The organism is Streptomyces sp. NBC_00503 (assembly GCF_036346895.1).
GTDB lineage: Bacteria > Actinomycetota > Actinomycetes > Streptomycetales > Streptomycetaceae > Streptomyces.
Genome location: NZ_CP107855.1, coordinates 3,333,715 through 3,353,343, shown reverse-complemented (window position 1 = coordinate 3,353,343; position 19,629 = coordinate 3,333,715). Strand labels below are relative to the sequence as shown.

21 protein-coding genes are annotated in these 19,629 nt (G+C 69.1%); 12 read left to right on the top strand and 9 right to left on the bottom strand.

Features of this window, described 5'->3' with window-relative positions; translation table 11 throughout:
* Positions 1-5: 5 nt before the first annotated feature.
* Complete coding sequence (locus OG490_RS15530) at positions 6-1,394, top strand: hypothetical protein (protein WP_330296883.1); 1,389 nt, start codon at positions 6-8, stop codon at positions 1,392-1,394.
* Between the two features lie 116 nt (positions 1,395-1,510).
* Here the strand turns inward: OG490_RS15530 and OG490_RS15525 are convergent, their stop codons facing one another.
* The 3 genes from OG490_RS15525 to OG490_RS15515 form a co-directional block, all read right to left on the bottom strand.
* Complete coding sequence (locus OG490_RS15525) at positions 1,511-3,094, bottom strand: GNAT family N-acetyltransferase (protein ID WP_330296882.1); 1,584 nt, start codon at positions 3,092-3,094, stop codon at positions 1,511-1,513.
* Between the two features lie 91 nt (positions 3,095-3,185).
* Positions 3,186-3,389 (bottom strand): hypothetical protein, encoded by a 204-nt coding sequence (locus OG490_RS15520; RefSeq protein ID WP_330296881.1) that lies wholly within the window; start codon positions 3,387-3,389, stop codon positions 3,186-3,188.
* A 241-nt stretch (positions 3,390-3,630) separates the two neighbouring features.
* Complete coding sequence (locus OG490_RS15515; RefSeq protein ID WP_330296880.1) at positions 3,631-3,981, bottom strand: ArsR/SmtB family transcription factor; 351 nt, start codon at positions 3,979-3,981, stop codon at positions 3,631-3,633.
* Positions 3,982-4,097: 116 nt separating this feature from the next.
* On the opposite strand from OG490_RS15515, the gene OG490_RS15510 reads away from it, so the two are divergent.
* Positions 4,098-5,177: a permease gene (locus tag OG490_RS15510; RefSeq protein ID WP_330296879.1), complete on the top strand. Its 1,080-nt coding sequence runs from the start codon at positions 4,098-4,100 to the stop codon at positions 5,175-5,177.
* 170 nt (positions 5,178-5,347) lie between these two features.
* Here the strand turns inward: OG490_RS15510 and OG490_RS15505 are convergent, their stop codons facing one another.
* Complete coding sequence (locus OG490_RS15505) at positions 5,348-5,668, bottom strand: ArsR/SmtB family transcription factor (protein ID WP_330296878.1); 321 nt, start codon at positions 5,666-5,668, stop codon at positions 5,348-5,350.
* Between the two features lie 189 nt (positions 5,669-5,857).
* Here OG490_RS15505 and OG490_RS15500 point away from each other — a divergent pair, with 189 nt between their 5' ends.
* Together OG490_RS15500 and OG490_RS15495 are read left to right on the top strand one after the other, a co-directional pair.
* A complete protein-coding gene (locus tag OG490_RS15500; protein WP_330296877.1) occupies positions 5,858-6,031 on the top strand; it encodes a hypothetical protein in 174 nt (57 codons plus the stop codon).
* 46 nt (positions 6,032-6,077) lie between these two features.
* Positions 6,078-7,325 (top strand): pyridoxal phosphate-dependent aminotransferase, encoded by a 1,248-nt coding sequence (locus OG490_RS15495; protein WP_330296876.1) that lies wholly within the window; start codon positions 6,078-6,080, stop codon positions 7,323-7,325.
* A gap of 7 nt (positions 7,326-7,332) precedes the next feature.
* On the opposite strand, the gene OG490_RS15490 is transcribed toward OG490_RS15495, so the two are convergent.
* The 3 genes from OG490_RS15490 to OG490_RS15480 are packed head-to-tail and all read right to left on the bottom strand — an operon-like array spanning position 7,333 to position 10,585.
* Complete coding sequence (locus tag OG490_RS15490; protein WP_330296875.1) at positions 7,333-8,676, bottom strand: hypothetical protein; 1,344 nt, start codon at positions 8,674-8,676, stop codon at positions 7,333-7,335.
* Positions 8,677-8,694: 18 nt separating this feature from the next.
* Positions 8,695-9,228 (bottom strand): NUDIX domain-containing protein, encoded by a 534-nt coding sequence (locus OG490_RS15485; RefSeq protein ID WP_330296874.1) that lies wholly within the window; start codon positions 9,226-9,228, stop codon positions 8,695-8,697.
* 1 nt (position 9,229) lies between these two features.
* On the bottom strand, positions 9,230-10,585 hold the full coding sequence (locus OG490_RS15480) for a tetratricopeptide repeat protein (RefSeq protein WP_330296873.1): 1,356 nt from the start codon (positions 10,583-10,585) through the stop codon (positions 9,230-9,232).
* 221 nt (positions 10,586-10,806) lie between these two features.
* Between OG490_RS15480 and OG490_RS15475 the strand changes: the two genes are divergently transcribed.
* The 6 genes from OG490_RS15475 (at position 10,807) to OG490_RS15450 (ending at position 15,724) form a co-directional block, all read left to right on the top strand.
* Entirely contained in the window at positions 10,807-11,556 is a 750-nt protein-coding gene (locus tag OG490_RS15475; protein ID WP_330296872.1) for a hypothetical protein, read from the top strand.
* 77 nt (positions 11,557-11,633) lie between these two features.
* Positions 11,634-12,545 carry an aminoglycoside phosphotransferase family protein gene (locus tag OG490_RS15470; protein WP_330296871.1) on the top strand — a complete coding sequence of 304 codons (912 nt, stop codon included), beginning with the start codon at positions 11,634-11,636 and terminating at the stop codon, positions 12,543-12,545.
* A complete protein-coding gene (locus OG490_RS15465) occupies positions 12,546-13,238 on the top strand; it encodes an SAM-dependent methyltransferase (protein WP_330296870.1) in 693 nt (230 codons plus the stop codon).
* 14 nt (positions 13,239-13,252) lie between these two features.
* Positions 13,253-13,828: an HAD domain-containing protein gene (locus tag OG490_RS15460; protein ID WP_330296869.1), complete on the top strand. Its 576-nt coding sequence runs from the start codon at positions 13,253-13,255 to the stop codon at positions 13,826-13,828.
* Positions 13,829-13,906: 78 nt separating this feature from the next.
* Complete coding sequence (locus tag OG490_RS15455) at positions 13,907-14,563, top strand: hypothetical protein (RefSeq protein WP_330296868.1); 657 nt, start codon at positions 13,907-13,909, stop codon at positions 14,561-14,563.
* A 72-nt stretch (positions 14,564-14,635) separates the two neighbouring features.
* Positions 14,636-15,724 carry a helix-turn-helix domain-containing protein gene (locus tag OG490_RS15450; RefSeq protein ID WP_330296867.1) on the top strand — a complete coding sequence of 363 codons (1,089 nt, stop codon included), beginning with the start codon at positions 14,636-14,638 and terminating at the stop codon, positions 15,722-15,724.
* A gap of 695 nt (positions 15,725-16,419) precedes the next feature.
* Here the strand turns inward: OG490_RS15450 and OG490_RS15445 are convergent.
* Positions 16,420-17,775, bottom strand: a complete 1,356-nt coding sequence (locus OG490_RS15445) for an NAD(P)-binding domain-containing protein (RefSeq protein WP_330296866.1) — start codon at positions 17,773-17,775, stop codon at positions 16,420-16,422.
* A 131-nt stretch (positions 17,776-17,906) separates the two neighbouring features.
* On the opposite strand from OG490_RS15445, the gene OG490_RS15440 reads away from it, so the two are divergent.
* On the top strand, positions 17,907-18,272 hold the full coding sequence (locus OG490_RS15440; RefSeq protein WP_330296865.1) for an ArsR/SmtB family transcription factor: 366 nt from the start codon (positions 17,907-17,909) through the stop codon (positions 18,270-18,272).
* A complete protein-coding gene (locus OG490_RS15435; protein ID WP_330296864.1) occupies positions 18,269-18,763 on the top strand; it encodes a GNAT family N-acetyltransferase in 495 nt (164 codons plus the stop codon). Before OG490_RS15440 ends, OG490_RS15435 begins: the two co-directional genes overlap by 4 nt.
* 58 nt (positions 18,764-18,821) lie before the next feature.
* Here the strand turns inward: OG490_RS15435 and OG490_RS15430 are convergent, their stop codons facing one another.
* Complete coding sequence (locus OG490_RS15430; protein ID WP_330296863.1) at positions 18,822-19,616, bottom strand: MIP/aquaporin family protein; 795 nt, start codon at positions 19,614-19,616, stop codon at positions 18,822-18,824.
* Positions 19,617-19,629: the final 13 nt, after the last annotated feature.

Sequence of the window (19,629 nt, the reverse complement as noted above, 5' to 3'; positions counted from 1 at the left end):
AAAGGATGGGTTTCAAAAAATTCACCAAGTGCTACGAGTACGAGCCTGACCTGCAACCCACGAGCAGACCGTTCAAGAAGACAGACCTCCTCCAGGTCGCAGCCCTCCACACCATTTTGGCCCTGACGCTGTGGGGAAGCATCACCTTGATCGGCTTGATCGCAAGTCCGGTCGGTGCCGTCATCGGGGCCATCGTCGGCTTCTTCGTGGGAATCACCACCGGCGTGGCGACCGCCCTCAAACACGTTTCCTATCAATGGCTCTTCCATCGTCTGATCTGCCTGTCCAGTGCTCCAAGATGCGCGGTGGGAACAGTCCGGGAAGGTCCGAAGTACTCGCAGTGGGCCGGAATCTTCGATAAAACGGCGTATGGGGATTTCGACAACGACGAATACTTCGATGTCCGGCTCATGCCACATCGGGTGCAGGACGACTACACCACCCTCTATGATCCCCCGAAGCCAGATTCCGACCAGGTCCCCGGACCTCCTCTGTGCGGTACCACCGGCGATGACCTGAACATCATGAACAACCCTCGGAACGAGATCTACCTGGACGGATTCCAGGGAGAGGCTCTTCTTCGGCCCCGCGAACTACTAATGGACGCGAATCCCGACCACGGCCTCGGATACAACAACCAGGCAAAGGATCGGGACGAGTTTCACACGGCGAGCGGGCTGCACTGCGAGGCGGAGGGGGACTTCTGGGTCCGGATGAACGACATGGCGCTGTGGTTCGGTGTACTAGCGACCGTCCTCGTTACCGCGATAGCCGCTGGAGCGAGCGCCGGCGGCTGGGCCGGCGCCACTGCCGGTTGCGCTGTGGGTACGTGGCTCCTAGGGCCGGTCGGCTGTCTGATCGGTGCGGTGATCGGGGCCCTTCTCGGCGCGCTCGCGGGCGCGGCGGCCGCAGCCGCACTTGGTGAGGCGATACTCCGGACCATCCTGCACGCGGTCTTCTACGCGACTCCCGGTGAGGTCAAAGACGCCAACGTCGGAGACACGACGCTCGGTCCGATCGTGGAGGGGGACGAAGTGGCAGTTCTGGGGGAGCACGTGTACGACGGCTTCCACGAGGGCTGGCACGAATTCCACCCGCTCATGGCGGTTCAGAAGATCGGGAACGGTCCGTCGAAGGCCATCTTGACCTGGGACCCGGATTTTGCTCCTGAGCGGCACACCGCTCCGGAGCTCACGAAGGAATCGATGAAGAAGGGACTCGAAGACGAGGAGTTCAGACGGGTAGCCAAGGATCTGCTGGAGGGCTGGTGCGGAGCGCTCGGCAAGGCATTCGACCCCACGACACGAAAGACGCAGCAGAAGCTTGAGCACCGATGGACCATCCATCCGCGCGTCGACGGCTGCCAGCCAAAAGCCGGAACGCACATCGGATGAGCTCTGCGGCGCGCTGTGACAGATCCGGGGCCTGCACCAGGGCCCGTACGGCCCGCAGGCCCGGCGCGCATTGCGCACCGGGCCTGCTCTGGGGGTGTGGAAATGTGGATCAGGGGCTAGCCGCAGCAGCCGCCCTCCGGCTGGAGGGGCTCGATCGGCGCGTAGGCGGAGCCGCCGAGGAGCTTGGCCTTAAGGCGGCCGATCGCCGTGGTCGGCGCTTCCGCCGTGGTCGCGCCGAGCGCATCGCGCCTGGCCTGGCCGAAGGCCGCGTGGAGCTTGGCGACCTCGGGACGCAGCTCGGTGTCGGTGACCAGGATCGCCGAGCGGATCTGGCGGGGCTTGAAGCCGCGCAGCCGCTTGGCCTCGTCGGCGCCCGGACCGGCCTCGATGGAAGTGACGCCCTCGGCGTACGCGTCGCGCAGCGGACGGTCCAGGACGATCTCGAAGTAGATGCCGCTGCGCTCACCGAGCGCCTCGTAGTCGAAGCCGGCCCACTTCACGAACAACCGCTTGCCCTGGAGGACGGTCACGGAGACCGCGGCGACCTCGTCGTCCTTGTAGGCGAGGTAGGCGCGGACGTCGGCGCCGCCCTCGACGAGGGCGCTGAGCAGGGCGCCGATGTGCGCCTCGTCCTCGCCGCCGCCGTACTTCTGCCGGTTCTGGGTGATCAGCTCGGAGATCCGGCCGACCAGCGGACGCAGCTCGTCGCGGTCCTTGCGCTCTATGCGGGTACCCGAGTTCGCGGCGCGGTCGCGGTCCTCCTTCACGCGGCGCCGCTTGCGGGCCGGGAGGGAGGCGAGGTAGGCGTCGTAGCTGTCGTGCTGGAGGTCGAGGAGGTTGTTCTCGCCGTGGAAGGCGATGTCGCCGCCGTACGCCTGGAGGGCGAGCGCGAGGACCTCGCTGTACGGGCTGTCGTGCAGCCAGGGGGCGACGATCGACCGTACGCCGGCCTCTGCGGCAGCCGGGACGATGCGGTCGATCAGGTCCGCGACCAGCAGCGGGTCCTCGACCGAGGCGGAAGCCTCGGAGCGGTAGCCGAGCGGGGAGCCGAGCAGCAGGGTCGGGAAGAAGAGCTCCGTGCCGAGCGCCTCGACGGTGTCGTTGGTGGTGTCGCAGCAGGACGTGGCCGAGCAGCAGGCGACCGCGCCGTTCTTGGGCTGCCAGCCCAGGTAGGTGCGCGGGTCGGCGTCCACGATCGGGTCCGCGTCGAAGAGGAAGCCCGGCAGGAAGGCGAGTTCGCCCTCACCGCGGTCGGCGACGGTGTACCAGGGCTTGGCACCTTCGAGGCTGGCCTCGGTGGCCTCGAGCCAGTGCGGAAGGACGTACGGCGCCGGGTCGGTGACCTGCGGGACGCTGCCGCCGAGGACGGCGACCGCGTCGTGGAGCGAGAGGCCGGTCCGTACGTCGGCCGGGACCTCCTGCTCGGCGGAGCCGCAGCAGGAGACGGGCTCGGGCTTGGCGGGACCGCAGCAGCCGGTGGCCTGGGCGGGCTCCGGCTCGGCGGCCGGGCCGCAGCAACCGGAAGGCTCCTCGGCCTTCGCGGGTGCGGCCTCCTCTGTGGTGCCGCAGCAGGATGACTCCTCCTGCTTGGCGGCCTCCGGGGCCTCGGTGGCCGAGCAGCAGCCGGTGGCCGGCTCTTCCAGCACCACGAGCGCCGGGACCGGCTCCTCAGTGGTGGCGCTGCAGCAGGTGGTGCTCATCTCTCGTACTCCTTGGGTCACGGCGGGGTGGGGTGAGGTGGGGTGTCTCGGGTCGAGGGGTGATGCGGGGAGTGCGGCAGCGGGTCGGGGATCAGTCCCAGCCCGCGCCGTTGGTGGAGGGGTTGAGCGGGGCGGAGTCCCAGCCGGCACCGGCCAGCGTCATGGGGGCGGTGTCCCAGCCGGCGCCGGCCCGGGAGCCGAGCTGCGAGGAGCCCAGCGCGGAGGCGGAGCCGAGTCCGATCACGGCGACCAGGACGGTGGCGGCGAGGCTCATCGAGGTACGTGAAACAGACATGGCTATCCCCTTGGAAATGACGGTGGCTTTTTGGTGACCGGCGGCCTTGTGGCCGGTTCCGGTGGTCCCGGGGGCTTGCCGCCCTTCCGGTGTTCATGAGTCTGTCCGAGGTCACCCAGGGTGCGGAAGAGATCACTGCTGGCAGGAAGCGCGCCCGGCATCCTCATGCCTGAACATGCCGAAGGGCCCGTTCCTCACGCGTGGCGTGAAGGCAACGGGCCCTTGGCTGAAATGAGTTGGGTCAGGAGGGGAGTAGTTCCGGCGAGGGGTCCAGTGCCTGGCACAGCACTGTCATGCTGCCGGTCGCGATCCGGTAGTACGTCTGGCGCCCGCGGCGCTCGCGCTCGAGGAAGCCCGCCTCGAAGAGCACCTTGAGGTGGTGCGTGACCGTCGGCTGGGTCAGCCCCAGCGGCTCGGTGAGATCACAGGTGCATGCCTCCCCGCCGGGCTGGGTGCGGATCAGCCCGAGCAGGCGCAGTCGGGTCGAGTCGGCGACGACCTTGAGCGCGGCAGCGAGGTCGTCGGCCGCCTCATGGGTGAGCGGACCGGCGAGCACGGGGGAGCAGCAGAGCTCCGAGATGGGCGTAGGCATACCCGATCCAACGATGGCCATCTATGGATTGTTCCCCAAACGCATTGACAGTCATCTATGAATCCGACAGAGTTCAACCCATCGACAGCCGTCTATGAGTTGAGTTGGAGCCCCCCGTGCTTGACACCGTCCTCGACATCCTTGGCCGCACGGCCTCGGACGTCGGCCACTCCATCGCCGCGAACTGGCCGTTCCTGCTGATCAGCGTCATCGTGGCCTCGGCCATTCCGGTGTACATCGGCGCGGACAAGCTCTCGTCCTTCCTGCGCCGCAAGACCCTGATCGCGATCATCGGCGCGATCATCCTGGCGACCCTGACCCCGTTCTGTTCCTGCGGCACCACGGCCGTCGTCCTGGGGGCCCTCGCCTCCGAGGTGCCCTGGGCGCCGGTCGTCACCTTCATGGTCTCCTCGCCGATGACCAGCCCCGAGGAGTACGTGTACTCCATAGGCCTGTTCGGCTTCGACTTCGCGACCACCTTCTTCGTCGCCGCCATGGGCATCGGCCTCTTCGCCGGTGGCGTGACCTGGCTCATCGAGAAGACGGGCTGGCTGAAGGGCCAGGCACGTGTCACGGCCAGCCAGGCGTCCAAGAAGGTCGAAGAGGGCGGCTGCTGCGGCGCGGAAGACGACGAGGAAGCGACCGGCGGCGTCGCCGGCGGCGGAGTGAGCGCGGGCAACCCCGCGGGTGGCGGTGGCGGCCTGGCCCGCACCGCGCTGCTCAACCGCCCCATCGCCCCGGCCCCCGCCCCGGCCCCGGTCGAGGAGGACACCCTGGTCAAGCGCTGGAAGCTGGACGAGTTCGGCCGCGAACTCGCCGTCACCAGCAAGCGCCTGGCGCTCTACTTCCTCGGCTTCGCCACCCTCGGGTTCCTGGTGATCAACTCGATCCCCACCCACGTCCTGACCGGCTTCCTCGGCGAAGGCAATGCGTTCGCCGTCCCGCTGGCCGCCCTGATCGGCATCCCCGTCTACCTCAACTCGGACGGTTCGCTCCCGCTCGTCGCCACGCTCATGCAGGGCGGCATGGCCCCCGGCCCCGCCATGGCCTTCCTGATCACCGGCGCGGGTACCAGCGTCGGCGCCATCAGCGGCATGCTGCTCATCGCCCGCTGGCGCGTGGTCTCCCTGGTCGTCGGCATCCTCTTCTTCAGCGCCTGCGTCATGGGCTTCCTCGCCCCGCTGTGGCTCTCCTGATCCACCCGGCCTGAAGGCCCAACGCAACAGACGGCAACGGCCCGCCCCCTGCTCCGGGGCGGGCCGCAGCCATGTCCGGGGCGGGGCGCCGGAGCGCTGGTCCACTGCTGAGATACGGGCTCGATTGCTGAAATGAATCGGGCCTCTATGCGCCGCCCGGCAGTGACGGATCAGGCAGGGGCGCCGCAGGAGTCCTGTGCGAGCGTCGCCTTCATTGCAGAAAGCTGGCTGATGAGGGCGTCCAGGCGATCGGAACGCACCTGGTAGTACACCTCGTTCGCCCTCCGTTCGGAGGACAGCACCCCGGCCTCCCGAAGCTTCCGCAAGTGATGGCTGATGGTCGGCCCCGAGACGGAGAACTCTGCGGCGATCTCGCCCATGCAGACCTCGCCGGCGGGGCAGCAGGCCACGATGCTCGCGATCCGCAGACGCACCGGGTCGGCCAGCGCCTTGAACGCGGCCGCCAGATCCTCGGCTTCGACGGCGGTCATGGGTTCAGGGCAGCAGGAGGCGGATTTCCGGGCAGGTGCGGGCTCGATCATGCGCCCAATCTGGCTGATGGGAGCCCCCGCCGTCCAGATCTGACCGGGAGGCGGGACGCGCCGCCAAATCCATTGACGACTGTCTATGTGTTCTGTCATCCTCAATCCATAGACGCTCATCTATGAATTGAGGATGTCATGCCGTCCATTCGCCGCTCCATCCGCAAGTTCCGCCGGGCCCGCAACGACGCCTTCGTCGCCCGTGTCCGCTTCTGCGACGGCTGCGCCGAAGTCAGCGACCCCGTAAGCCGCTCCGACGACTTCCGCCGCGCCCACGACTCCGTACTCGCCCTCCATGGCGCACGCATCTGACCCCCCTGCCCCCACACCCGCACCGAACCCCACCCCGAGGACCGCCGTGAGCACAGCAACGCCCGCCCCCGAAGCGATCAGCCCCATCCGCCTGGCCCTGCGGGCGGCGCAGGTCCCGCCGTCCGCGACCGCCGCCCTGGACGCCCAGGCGAAGGCGCTGATCGCGCAGGGAGTGGACGTCATCAACCTCACCAGCGGCGAGCCGGCCTTCCCGACCGTCGAACCCGCGGCCCAGGCTGCCCTCGACGCCATCGCCACCGACTTCACCCGCTACACACCGGCCGCCGGCATCCCCGAACTCCGGGCTGCCACAGCCGACTTCATCAACCGGCACGGGACGGCGTACGAGCCCGGTCAGGTGGTCATCACGGCCGGAGCCAAGCAGGCCCTCCACTACGCCTTCACCACCCTCGTCGAACCCGGCGACGAGATCCTCATCCCGGCTCCCTACTGGGTCAGCTACCCCCACCTCGCCGCCCTGGCCGGAGGCACTCTCGTCCCCGTCCAGCCCGCCCCGGGCGCCGGACTGAAGGTGACCGCGGACCAGCTGCGCGCCGCGGTCACCGACCGCACCCGGGTCCTGCTCCTCAACAACCCGTCCAACCCCTCCGGCGTCGTCTACGACCGGACCGAACTGGCCGCCCTCGTCCAGGTCGCCATCGACCACGACCTGGCGATCATCAGCGACGAGATCTGCGACCACTGGGTCTTCGGCGACTCGGAACACACCTCCGTCGCCGCCCTCAGCCCCGAGGCCGACCAGCGCACCCTCACCATCGGCGGCGTCTCCAAGACCTTCGCCATGACCGGCTGGCGCATCGGCTGGGTCGCCGCCCCCACCCCCGTGGCGGCGGCCATCACCGCCATCCAGAGCCACACTGCCTCAGCCCCGTCCTCCATCTCCCAGAAGGCAGCCCTCGGCGCCCTGACCGCGGACCTCGCCCCCGAGCTGGAACGCCGGCGCCGCGAACTGGACGACCGCCGCCTGACCACCCTCAAGGCCCTGGCAGCGATCCAGGGCATCGAGGTCGACGGCGACCCGACGGGAGCCTTCTTCCTCCTGGCCGACGTCTCCGGCACCTACGGCCACACCCTGGCGGATCGCACCGTCATCTCTGCGGCTGACTTCGCGAAGCTCCTCCTCACGGAGGCCAACGTTGCCGTCGTCCCGGGCGCCGACTTCGCGGCCCCGAACCACGTCCGCATCTCCTACACGGTCCCGCCGGACCGCCTGGCGGAGGCGCTAGATCGAATCGCCGACTTCATCGAACGACTTGGACGGGCCTCCGGTTAGGTCCGACTCATGACCACGGAGTGTCCTCGGTCTCGCCAGCCCAGCCGTGAATCCTCGCCAGGTTCTGGTGTGGGCCCTGGTAGCCCAGTGACTCAAGGACCAGCAGAGACAGGTAGTGCCGGGTAAGCAGCCATGTCTCCATGATCAGGCCCGGGATCCGGTAGATCTTCTCCTGTGCTTCCTCAGGGTGCACGAGTGAGTTGCGGATCCTCGTCACGACGTCCGGTCCATCCAATTGTTCCCCGGTTCGCTGTCGAGCGTCGTCGATGAAGCTTGCGATGGCGGGCAGCTGGGTCCGGTCGATGTCTATGGGGGCGTTGATCCCCTGGAGGACCTTGCGTAGCTTCTTGTGCGCCTTCCACACTCTGGTGTTCTTGTACTCAGCGCGGGTGAGCACCCCGGTCAGGACGAGCCTCTGCCACATGGCGTGCTCCAGCCCAGCGGCGCCGATCATCACGCGCTGTTCCACGAATCCAGTGTCTTGGATCGCGGTGATCGCGTAGCTGATCTGAAGTCGCAGTGGCTCGGACTTGATGGGGTCGGAGAACGCCGGCACGAGACCGTCCATGAACCGGGCCAGCGCATCGGCATCCCACGGCTGCCACCAGCCGGAGGATAGTTTTTTGGCAGGGTCGCAGTGCAGGACTCGCCAGTCTTCCCAAGCAGCATTTCCGTCGGCCCCGATACCGACCGGAAGGAGCGGGGCGACCCACCGGCCCAGGCTGAAGGACATTCCGAACTGCAGGGCCGTGAGTACGTGGGCTGCCGCGGTGGCGGTGAACAGTTGCCCGTCGGCTCGGCTGATCTCCATCGTGTGTGTCATCGCGTAGAGACGGGTCTTGATCAGCTCGTCCCAGATCTCTCCGTGGTCCGGCCGGACGTCCAGAAGAATCTTCCAGCCGTCGACTTCGTGGGACCAGCGGCCGGCGGACCAGGACCGATGAGCACCGTCGATCCGTTCTGTCAGATGCTGCTGGCCTTTGAACCGAGGGAGGTTGAACCAGTGGGCCACGATGCGAGTGAGGGGCGCCTCGCCATCGCCGAGAGTGGCCCCGTTGGTCCAGCCTTCGTCGTGGTTCCGGACCCAGGCATGTACCTCGGCCTCCCCGTAGGGCCGCTGGATTCGCAGGGTGGCCGTGTTCCCGGAGTAGGGGTGGGAGTCTGCTTTTGGGGTGACAGTCCAGTCGAGGCTGAGGGCCGGCGAGCACTGGAGAATGATTTCCCCGGGCAGATGGGTGTCCTGCACACCGCCGATTCCTCCGTGGTGAAGGCCGACCGGCTCACCGACACCGTTGAAGGGGTAGAAGGGCTTGATCGGCGGGAGAGCTGAATCCCAAGGTGAACCGGACATGACGCTCCTGTCTTCGATCTAAAGCCATCCGTTGAGCGAGACCTGCGGCCCGTCGGAGAGAAAAGCGAGCAATGCGCTGCGGGTCGTTGGGACAAACTCGCCCGGCAGAGCGGCAGTGTCGACCCAGCGGACCTCGGAGTGCTTGCGGGGTTCGCGGTTTTCGGGTTCGCCGGTCCATTCGTGGGTGGCAAAGACGACGGTCAGGAAGCCGTTGGGGGCTTCGACGCCCCAGGCGCCGTGGATGATGTGGACGACCTTGAGGGACTCGGGCTTCACAGCGAGGCCCGTCTCCTCGTAGAGCTCGCGCACCGCCGTTTCCGTGATGGGTTCGCCCGGCTCGCTCTTGCCGACGGGGAGGTCCCACATGCCCTGGGCGAACTTGGCGTTCTCGCTGCGCTGGAGGAGCACGACGCGGTTGTTGACCTCGTCGTGGACGATGACGGCGGCGACCAGCAGGGTCATTGAGTCGAGCGCTGGCTTGAGGGCGGGGGAGCGGTCGTCAGTCTGCTGAGCCACGGAGCATTTCCCTTCATCGGGCTGATTGTTGGGCATGTTAGGCGAGGGCCTCGCGGGCGCGGCGGGCGAGATCTGCGGCGCCTGGGACACGTCGGCGCTGGTAGACCGCGAGTGTGGAGCGGATCGAGGTGATCGCCTTGCGGGTGCGGTCGGATGTCATGCCCTCCATGAGGGCGAGGGCCTGCGTCCAGGCGGCGACCGCTTCGTCGGCTCGGACCTGAGCGGCGAGGCTGTCGCCGAGGTCAGCGTGGGTGAGGGCGTGGACGCGCTTGTACTTCTGCGGGTCCCAGCGGGTGAGTGCGTCGCGGTGTTGTTGCTCGGTGCCGATGTGGTCGGCGAGGTCGGTGAGCGTGCGGGCTGTGTGACTGGCAACGGTGCCGGCGGCGGGGCCGCTGACACGGGAGTAGCTGGGCTGGGGTCCGTCCTCGCGCAGGAGAGCGTCTTCGGCGGCGAGGAGGGCGCGTGCGGCCAAGGGGTTCTCGCCGACGGCTGCGTAGGCGCGGGCGTGGGCGATGTGGAGGAGGGCTTCGGTCTGGCCGTCGACGTGGCCGAGGCCGCGGGTGAGGGCGCCCTCGACGAGGTCCACGCAGTGGTGTGGCTGCTTGAGGCTGAGGGACTGGTGGGCGAGGGCGCGCATCATCCAGGCCGCGTGGCCGTGGGGGTCGGCTTCGCAGGCGAGCTGATAGCCGACCTGGTAGTAGCGCTGGGCCGCGCCTTCGTGGCCTAAGTCGTGATGCTTCCACCCGGCGAGGTAGGCCAGCTCGGCGACGGCGCCGAATGCGTCCTGGCGTAAGGCTTCGGAGGGGAAACGGCCGCGGAGCATAGGTGCGGCAGTGTCGGCGAGGTAGGCGGTGACGGTGGTCAGGCCGTGGCCGCCGCCGAGGCGTTCGTCGGCGGCGCTGAAGGCGGCCGTGATCTGCCGCACGACGTCGATGTCCTCGCCGCCGACGAGGGAGCTGCCGGTGCGGGCGCGGAGCATCCGGGAGGTGGCTTCGTGGTCGTGGAGCAGCGGCATGGCGACACCGGCCGTGGTGAAGGCGGCGATGGCGAGGAAACGGCGGCGTTCGACGTCGGCTCGGCCGAGGTCGGTGACGGTCACGACCGGGTCGCCGTTCGAGGTAGCTTCGGTATCCCTGGACTGGACGCCGATCTCGGTCTGGGTGACGACGCGGCCGAGGCGGCGGGAGAGGGCTTCGGCGAGGTACTGGCCGACCTGACCCGAAGGCGTACGGATGCCGTTCGCCCAGTGGGAGATCGCCGACTTATTGGTCTGGAGCAGGTCGCCGTTCTCAGCGGCGATGCGGCGTACATCCTTGGCGAGTGCCTCGTACGTGCACCCGGCAGCGTTGATCGTTTCGTGCAGGCGGGAGTTAGGGATGTTCAGCGCTGGCACGATCGTCTCCGCTCCGGAGCTGTAAACCGCGTATACCGCTTGGCCTCGGTCACACCGTACCCACTCTGCGTAGCGGGCGGTTCACTTGTCGACAGCCGCCCGGTACGGCACACCACCGCGACCAGGCTCCCTCTGGACCGGGCGGCATCCACGTTCCGTACGCCCTGTCCGGGTCCGGGCATTCCTATGCCCCGGCCCGGCTGATCAGAGACGGAGAACCGGTGAACATCATCGACACCGCGACCATCACGGTCGAGCTGCCCGACGCCTTCGACCCGCGCTGGAGCCGTTTGCCCGGCATCCAGGTGGACGGCAGGCGCATCACCATCGACCCGGCCGAGTACTTCTTCCGCTTCGAGTCCAACACCTGGCTCGTCGCCGACTGGGACCTGGTCAGGGCCCAGCTCCTCGACGTGGACGAGACGACCGAGAGCGCGGTCGAACAGCTCGCCCTCGACTTCATCAAGAACCACGGCGAGTCCACCTCCGATGCCGCCCGCGTGCTGGCGACGGCGTACGGGGTCTACTCGTACCTCTTCTGCGAGGAGCACCTGGACGTCCTCGGCCTGCCGCAGATCACCGCCGATCACCTGCGCATGCTGCGCGAGGCAGCCACGCTCATGGCCCTCAACAAGGTCGAGCTGGACGGGCACATCTCCAACGTCGGCCCGTGCTGGTTCTTCCCGGCCGCCACTTCCGTCGTCTTCGACCTGGACGACGAGGTGGGCGGAATGCTGGACGAGGTCTACCACGGCGGCTGGTTCAACGAGCACCGCCGGATCGAGTCCATCAAGGCCCACACCGCGCTCGGCGGCCGGCTCGTGCACGGCTGCCAGTCCGTACCGAACCAGTCCGGCGGGGTCGTCGCGCCCTACGGTGCCTCGATGGCGAACTTCCTTGACGACCTGGCCGAGTTCAAGGCGGGCTGGATCGAGCAGGTCTACGCCCACCGCGTGACCGCGGCCGAGTAACGCCCAACCCCCGTACGGCTCCGGGGCGGGCTGACCCGCTCGCCCGCCCCGGAGCCCACCAGCCCCTGGAGACCCCCATGGACCAGAGCCTCACCGCCGCCCTACTGGACGACCTCTGCACCCTCGTAGGCAAGCCCATCCCCGAACGCGCCGACATCCGCATCTGGGGCATGTCCGGCGTCGAACGCGTCACCTTCCCCGACGGTGAAACCGCCGTCTTCAAGTACGCCAAGGAGCCCTTCGACCGCGAGGCCCAGGCTCTGCGGGTAGCCCACCAGCACGGACTCCCGGTCCCCGAGCTCCACGCCACCGCCATGCAGGGCAAGTGGCTCGGGATGCTCATGGACGACCTCGGCACCCCCGTACGGGATGCCGACGACCTCGATGGCGTCGCCGCCGCCGTGATGCTCCACGCCGCCCGCCCGGCGGGCGGCCTGCCCCTCCTCGACGGCGCGGGCCTTGCGGCCCTGCCCGGCCGAGCACTCGATCACCTCCAGCGGCTGCGAAAGTCCGACCGATGGACGGACTGCGACGACATCGAGACCGCACTGGGGAAGGTCTCCGCTGCGGCCGATGCTCGCGTCCAGGGGGCGACGCTCGACCCGTTCGGCTGGGTCCACTCCGAGTTCCACCCCACGAGCATCCACATCGGGGAGAACGGCTGGCACCTCCTCGACTTCGCCCGCGCCTTCACCGGCCCGGGCCTGATTGACCTCGCCTCGTACCACGGCACCACCGACGCACCGAGCCCCATCCGGCTGCGGGTGCTCCTGGAGCAGTACGTCGTCGCGGGCGGCCACGAGGACGCCCTCGCCGCCCGGGGCGGCCTGGCCGCCGAGGCATGGGCTCTGGGCTGGCACCGCATGTGGGCCGTGGAGTGGTTCATGGAACAGGCCATCTGCTGGATCAACGACCCGGCCAAGGACCCCGCGTACATCCCCGTCGTCCGCCGCCACCTGAACGACGTGGTCCAACTCCTGGAGGTCTAGGTGCTCGCCCAGATCTCCCCCTGGTACGCCCACGCCGCCCAGCGCATAGCCGCTTCCCCCGCCCAGGCGCTCACCGCACCGGCCCGGATGGAGTGGAGCACCCACGCGGGCCTCGGTCCCGGAGCAGAGATTCTGGGACGGGACCTGCGCGGCAAGCACCTCCTGGAGCTGGGCTGCGGCCCCGGCCACAACGTGGCCCACCTCGCCAAGCACCACCAGGCCCGCGTCACCGGCGTCGACCTGGTCGGACTCCAGATACGCCGCGCCCGCTCCCACTACGGCCACCTCGACGGCGCCACCTTCGCCGCCGGCCACGCGCTGCACCACCTGCAGGCCACCAGCCAGGCCTTCGACGCGATCTACTCGGTCTTCGGCGCCGTCGGCCTCGTCGCCCCCGAGCTCCAGCTCGCCGCGATCTCCCGCCGCCTCAAACCGGCTGGAGTCCTGGCCTTCTCCGTCCCGCACCCGGCACGGGCCGGAAGACAACCATCCACGGACGACCGTCCGCGCGAGGACTACGTCACCATGCCCGACCACACCCGACTACCCATCGCCCGATGGGAGTTCGACGCCCACCGCTGGGAGGCCCACCTCGGCCGCACCGGCTTGCGCATCACCTCGGCGCTGGAACTGCTGCATCCTCACCGCGACCCATGGCCGACGACCCTCCTGATCACCGCCCGCAAACGCTGACCCCGGAGGCACCGATGACCCTGCCCTACCTGCTCCTGGACATCGACGGCGTCCTAATCCCGTTCCCGGCTGCAGATGGCAGCACCCCACCCACCCACGTCCGCCACACCGTCCTGCCCACGGGCCGGCACCCCGACGCCCCCGTCCCGATCTGGCTCGACCCCAGCCACGGCCCGCTGCTCACTGACCTCCTGGCCAGCGGTCTTGTCACCCCGGTGTGGTGCACGAGCTGGCGCAAGGACGCCACCACCATCATCGGGCCGCTCCTGGGACTGCCGGACTTCCCCTACCTCGACCTTCCCCGGCCACAGATCACCACCAGCCATCCCGACGGCTACCTGTGGAAGCGCGACCACGTCGACGCGTGGCTCGGTAGAGCACCTGCCGTGTGGATCGACGACGACTTCACCGCTCTCGATCACGCTTGGGCCGCCGAACGCACCGCCCGCGGCCACTCCACCCTCCTCGTTCAGCCCGATCCGTACGTCGGACTCCAGCCGCAGCACGTCGCAGCCGTCGCGAGTTGGGCGCCATCCAGGGTGTTGCCTGAGGTGGGTGAATCCGTGAACTCGGCAGCAGTGATGGGGTGATGGCGGTGGTCTTATAATTCTGACGCCGCGTCTGCGGTAGCCTTCTTATAAGTTCTTCCGTCGCTCACCGGAGGCTCCATGGCTATGCCCCTCGTCGCCCCTGTTCCCGATGACATCCGAGCCAAGCTGGCGGCTCTCGGAACGAAGTGGGAGTACCTGCACCCGGCGCTGTATGCCGGCGAAGCGGCGCGACGGACGGCCACTCCAAACCACCCGGCGAACACGGCCGGGACCCGGGCATACCAGGAGCACGTACGGCTCCTTCGGGAGGAGCACATCCGCCACGAGGGCTGGAAGCGGCTCCTGCACGACCATCTCGAAACCGTCTGCAACCCGCAGAAGACGCTCGCGATCGGCACGATGGTCGGGGACTCGGCCACGGGCATACAGACCCTTCATGCCACCAACCTCCACAAGCGGGGTGCCGCCACCGAGCGAGCGGCCGAGGCGAACCTGCAGCCCGGCCTCTTCCCCACCCCCGTCGGGCCATATGAGGCTGTCCTCGACGCGGATGAGGCGCGGGCACTGAAGACCTGGTTCCTCGTCTCCTACCGGGTGGAGATCGAGGACGCGGTGCGGATTCACAGTGAGCTGTCGCTGCCCGTCCAGGTCGAGCGCGGATTCGTGGAGAAGTGGGCCCGGCGGATACCGCTGCCCGTCATCAAGATGGACGGAATCGAACGACCTGACGAAGATGGACCCGACGAGATCGACATCCCCGTCGAGTTTCGCTGAGGCCCGTCATGTGGGGTGGCCGCGATACTGGCCGCCCCACCCGCACCACCCAGATCCTGAGGCAGTCCCACCATGGTCACCCCGTCCCGCATCACGCTGGCCCGCAAGCGCCGGGGCCTGACGCTCGCGGAGCTTTCCGAGCTCGCGGGAGTCTCCCTGCAGAGCCTGTCCAACTACGAGACGGGCCGGACCACGCCGCGCCGCACCACCGTGGGACGCCTCGCCGAGGCCCTCGACTTCCCCGAGCACTTCTTCGAAGGTCCGGAGGTCGACGAACTCCCGGTGGAAGGGATCTCGTGGAGGGCACGAAGCAAGACCTCAGCCCGCACCCTGGATGCCGCCCGCGCCGCCGGCACGCTCGCCGCCCTTCTGTACGACTGGATCGACGAGCGCTTCCGGCTGCCGGCTGCCGACATCCCCTCCCTGGGAAAGCCCGATCCGGAGACCGCGGCCGAGATGGTCCGCACTCGCTGGGGCCTGGGCAGCGCGCCGGCACCCAACATGGTCCATCTTCTTGAAGCGCACGGTGTCCGGGTGTTCTCCCTCGCGCCCGAGTACGCCGAAGTCGATGCCTTCGCGCTTTGGCGGGGGCGAAATCCCTTCGTCTTCCTGAACACGATGAAGTCCGTCGAGCGCGGCCGCTTCGACGCGGCGCACGAGCTCGGCCATCTCGTCATGCACGGCAGCGACCGCGAGTGCTCCGGACCCGAGGCAGAGCGGCAGGCGAACGACTTCGCCAGCGCATTCCTCATGCCCGCAGCGAGCGTCATCGGCCACATGCCGGCCGGAGCCCACGTCGACCAGATCCTCAAGGGCAAGACGATCTGGAAGGTCTCAGCAATGGCGCTGACCTACCGGATGCACGATCTCGGACTCCTCACCGACTGGCAGTACCGTTCCGTCTGCACCGAGCTCAGCACGCGGGGCTACCGCAAGGCCGAACCAGAGGGCATGAAGAAGCGGGAGTCCTCCCAGGTCCTGACCAAGGTCTTCCAGGGACTGAGGTCCACAGGCGTGAAGCCGGCCGCGGTAGCCGCCGAGCTAGGTCTCACCTCGGACGAGATGAACAAGATGCTCTTCGGACTCACCATCACGATGGTCGACGGCGGTGGTCAGCGTTCCGCCACAGAGTCGCGGCGAGCCTTGTCGCTGGTTCCCTGACCGGCAGCGTCAGAGTTCATCGCTGCTCCAGGGGACCGTCTGACGTGTGCCGCAGCAGTGAATTCCGGTGTTGCGGGATCCCGGCCTCGCCGTGGAGTGTCAGAGGCCATTGACCTGCAGTGATGGGCTGAACGTTCCAGGAATGGCCGACAGGCGTTTCGTGGGCCTTCGCAGAGAGGCCTCTGACCTGCGGTTCTAGGGTTTCCGTCAAGCCCCACGAAGGCGACGAAGGCGGGGGCTTGTCGGAAGCGTTGCCGGAAACCCCGGAGGGGTTGCGCGGGTTGCTTCGACAAACATGCTGGTCAGATGACGTGCGCACACCCAGGTGGAGATGCCCTCGCGGACACTTTCCCGGGCACACGCCTGGTAGTCGTCTGACCGCTGACAGCCTAGCGGATCGTGCTGGGAGTGGTCGCATGGATTGCCGTGGGAGCGGGCTGAGGCCAAGGCGTGGTTGTGGCCTGGGGTTTCTGAGCGTCCGGGGTGGTGGGCGGGGATGCCGGACCGCGAGGGAGAATCCGGCCGTTGCGGTGTTGTTGGATCAGCCGGTGTCGGTGGTCAGGCGTGCGAGGCGTAGTAGACGAGGCCCCAGCTGGTGATCTGTGTGGCGTACAGGGCGGGCGGGGTGGCGCGTGGCCGCGACCGGAGCCCCGTCCCGGTCGCGGCCGCGTCGGCCTGGGGGCGTGGCGCGGGGGTCAGCAGCTGCTGGAGGAGGCGGGGGCGCCGATCGTCAGGGTGGCCGGGGCTGCGCAGCAGCCTCCGGCGGGTTCTTCCGCGGCCGCGGGCTGGTCGAAGAGGCCGGCGCCGCCGCAGACTCCGGTTTCGGGGAGGGTGAGTTCGACGCGTTCGGCGGCTTCGTGGTCGCCTGCGAGGGCGGCGGCGATGGAGCGGACCTGCTCGTAGCCGGTCATGGCCAGGAAGGTGGGGGCGCGGCCGTAGGACTTCATGCCGGCGAGGTAGACGTCCTTCTCCGGGTGGGAGAGCTCGGTGGCGCCGTGCGGGTAGACGGTGCCGCAGGAGTGCTGGTTGGGGTCGATCAGCGGGGCGAGCGCGGTGGGGGCCTGGAGGCGTTCGTCGAGGCCGAGGCGCAGCTCGGAGACGAAGGAGAGGTCCGGGCGGAAGCCGGTCAGGACGATGACCTCGTCGACCGGGTCGAGGCGGCGGCCGTCCTCGCCGACGAGGATCAGGCGGCCGTCGGCGTCGCGCTCGAAGGTCTCGGTGCGGAAGCCGGTGACTGCGTCGGCATGGCCGTTGTCGACGGCGGCCTTCGCGGCGAGGCCGAGGGCGCCGCGGGCGGGGAGCTGGTCGGCTTCGCCGCCGCCGAAGGTGGAGCCGGAGATGCCGCGGCGCAGGATCCAGACCGCGTGGGTGCCCTCCTGCTCCTTCGCGAGGTCGGCCAGGTGGGCGAGTGCGGTGAAGGCGGAGGCTCCGGAGCCGATGACGGCGGTGCGCTTGCCGGTGTAACGGGTCCGCACGGCCGGGTCCTTGAGGTCCGGGACGCGGTACGTGATGCGGTCGGCCGCGCTCTTCTCGCCGAGGGCGGGCAGGCCGCTGCCGCCGGCCGGGCCGGGGGTGGACCACGTACCGGAGGCGTCGATGACGGCGCGGGCGAAGATGCGGGCCTCGGTGCCGTCGTAGGCGGTGTAGTGGATGACGAAGGGCTGGGCGTCGCGGTCGGCGTCGACGATGCGGTCGCGGCCGGTGCGGGAGACGCCGGTGACGGTGGCGCCGTAGCGGACGCGTTCGCCGAGGACGTCGGCCAGGGGCTGGAGGTAGAGCTCGGCCCACTCCCTGCCGGAGGGGTAGGTGGCGGCATCGGGCTTGGTCCAGCCGGTGGGGGCGAGGAGCTTTTCGGCGGCCGGGTCGACGACCTCGCCCCAGGTGGAGAAGAGCCGTACGTGCGACCAGTCGCGGACCGCGGAGGCGGCGGCGGGGCCCGCCTCCAGCACGAGGGGCTCGATGTTGCGCTCGACGAGCCTGGCCGCGGCGGCGAGGCCGATCGGGCCGGCTCCGATCACGACGACGGGCAGGGCTTCGGTGGATGCGTTCACGGCGGGCTCCCCTGTAGCTGCTTCGACTAGTTGCTTCGACGTTTGTCGATGTCCTGGCGGATCCAGACTGGCACCAGATATCGATGTTCGTCAACATAGACATCCATCTATTTCCTGGGGATGATGAAGGCATGTCCCCTTCGAAGGTGTTGCCCCTGCTGGAGCCGGACGCCGTGGCGGCGTGCTGCCCGCCCCTGTCGGAGCGCCCGCTGACGGCCGAGGAGGCCGAGCGGACCGCGGTGATGTTCAAGGCCCTGGGGGATCCGGTGCGCCTGCGGCTGTTCTCCGCCGTCGCCTCCCACGAGGGCGGCGAGGCGTGCGTGTGCGACATCTCGGACGTGGGCGTCTCGCAGCCGACGGTCTCGCACCACCTGAAGAAGCTGAAGGACGCCGGCCTGCTCTCCTCCGAGCGCCGCGGCACCTGGGTGTACTACCGGGTGGAGCCCGCCGTGCTCGCCGCCATGGGTGCCATCCTGACCCGGGCCGGCACCGTATGAGCCTGCGTGTCGAGCCCCTGACCCGGGCGCACGCGGACGAGGTCCTGGCGATCTACCAAGCCGGAATCGACGAGGGCAACGCCACCTTCGAGGCCGAGGCCCCGACCTGGGCGGCCTTCGACGCGGCGCGGCTGCCCGAACACCGCTTCGCCGCGGTCGACCCGGGCGGGAAGCTGCTCGGCTGGGTGGCCGCCTCGAGGGTCTCCGACCGCTGCGCCTACGCGGGTGTGGTCGAGCACTCCGTCTACGTCCACCCCGGCGCCCGGGGCCGAGGCGTCGCCCGCGCCCTGCTGGACGCGCTGATCACCTCGACCGAGGCGGCGGGCATCTGGACGATCCAGTCCGGAATCTTCCCCGAGAACGCCGCGAGCCTGGCCCTCCACCAGCGCGCCGGCTTCCGGGTCATCGGCACCCGTCAGCGCATCGGCCTCCATCGCGGCGTGTGGCGCGACGTCGTCCTGCTGGAGCGCCGCAGCCCGGCGATCGGCTGACCGCACCCCCGCCGGGCCTACGTGTCCCCGGCGGCGAGCCCGGACTCCGTGGGCTGCGTCATGCCGCGGGCGACGCGCCGTCCGTCGTGCCGCGCATGAAGATGACCGCCACCAGGGCCAGGCCCACGACCGCACCCACGAGCTGCACGCCGACGAAGGCGGGCACCGAGGCGGGGGCGATGCCCGCGAAGGTGTCCGTGAAGGCGCGGCCGATGGTGACGGCCGGGTTCGCGAAGGAGGTGGAGGAGGTGAACCAGTACGCGGCGCCGATGTACGAGGCCACGGCGACGGGTGCGAAGCGCAGCCGGTCGGTCCGCGCCAGGCCGAAGATCAGCATGATCAGGCCGGCGGTGGCCACGACCTCGCTCAGCAGGAGGTTCCCGGCGGAGCGGTCGTGGGTGGCCCACTTCACCAGCGGCTCGCCGAACATCGCGTCGGCCAGGACCGCACCCGCGATGGCGCCGACGATCTGCGAAGGGACGTAGACGGCCAGCTCGCGGGCGGTGACGCCTGCGCCGCTGCGTCGGCCGGTCCACCACTCGGCGAGGCTGACGACCGGGTTGAAGTGGGCTCCGGAGACCGGGCCGAGGAGGGCGATCAGGACGCCGAGGCCGAAGACGGTGGCGGTGGAGTTGGCCAGCAGCTGCAGGGCCACGTCCTGGGTGAGCTTCGTCGCTTGGATGCCGGACCCGACGACGATCGCGACGAGCGCGGCCGTTCCGACGAGTTCGGCAGCGGCGCGGGCCACCAGTGGGATGGCGGGCGCGCTCGCGCCGGGTGCGGGCTGGGGCGCGTCGGCGGGTATCGCGGTATCCGCTGCGGGTGCGGCGCCGACGTGCTCGGTGGCGGTCAAGGCAGGTTCTCCT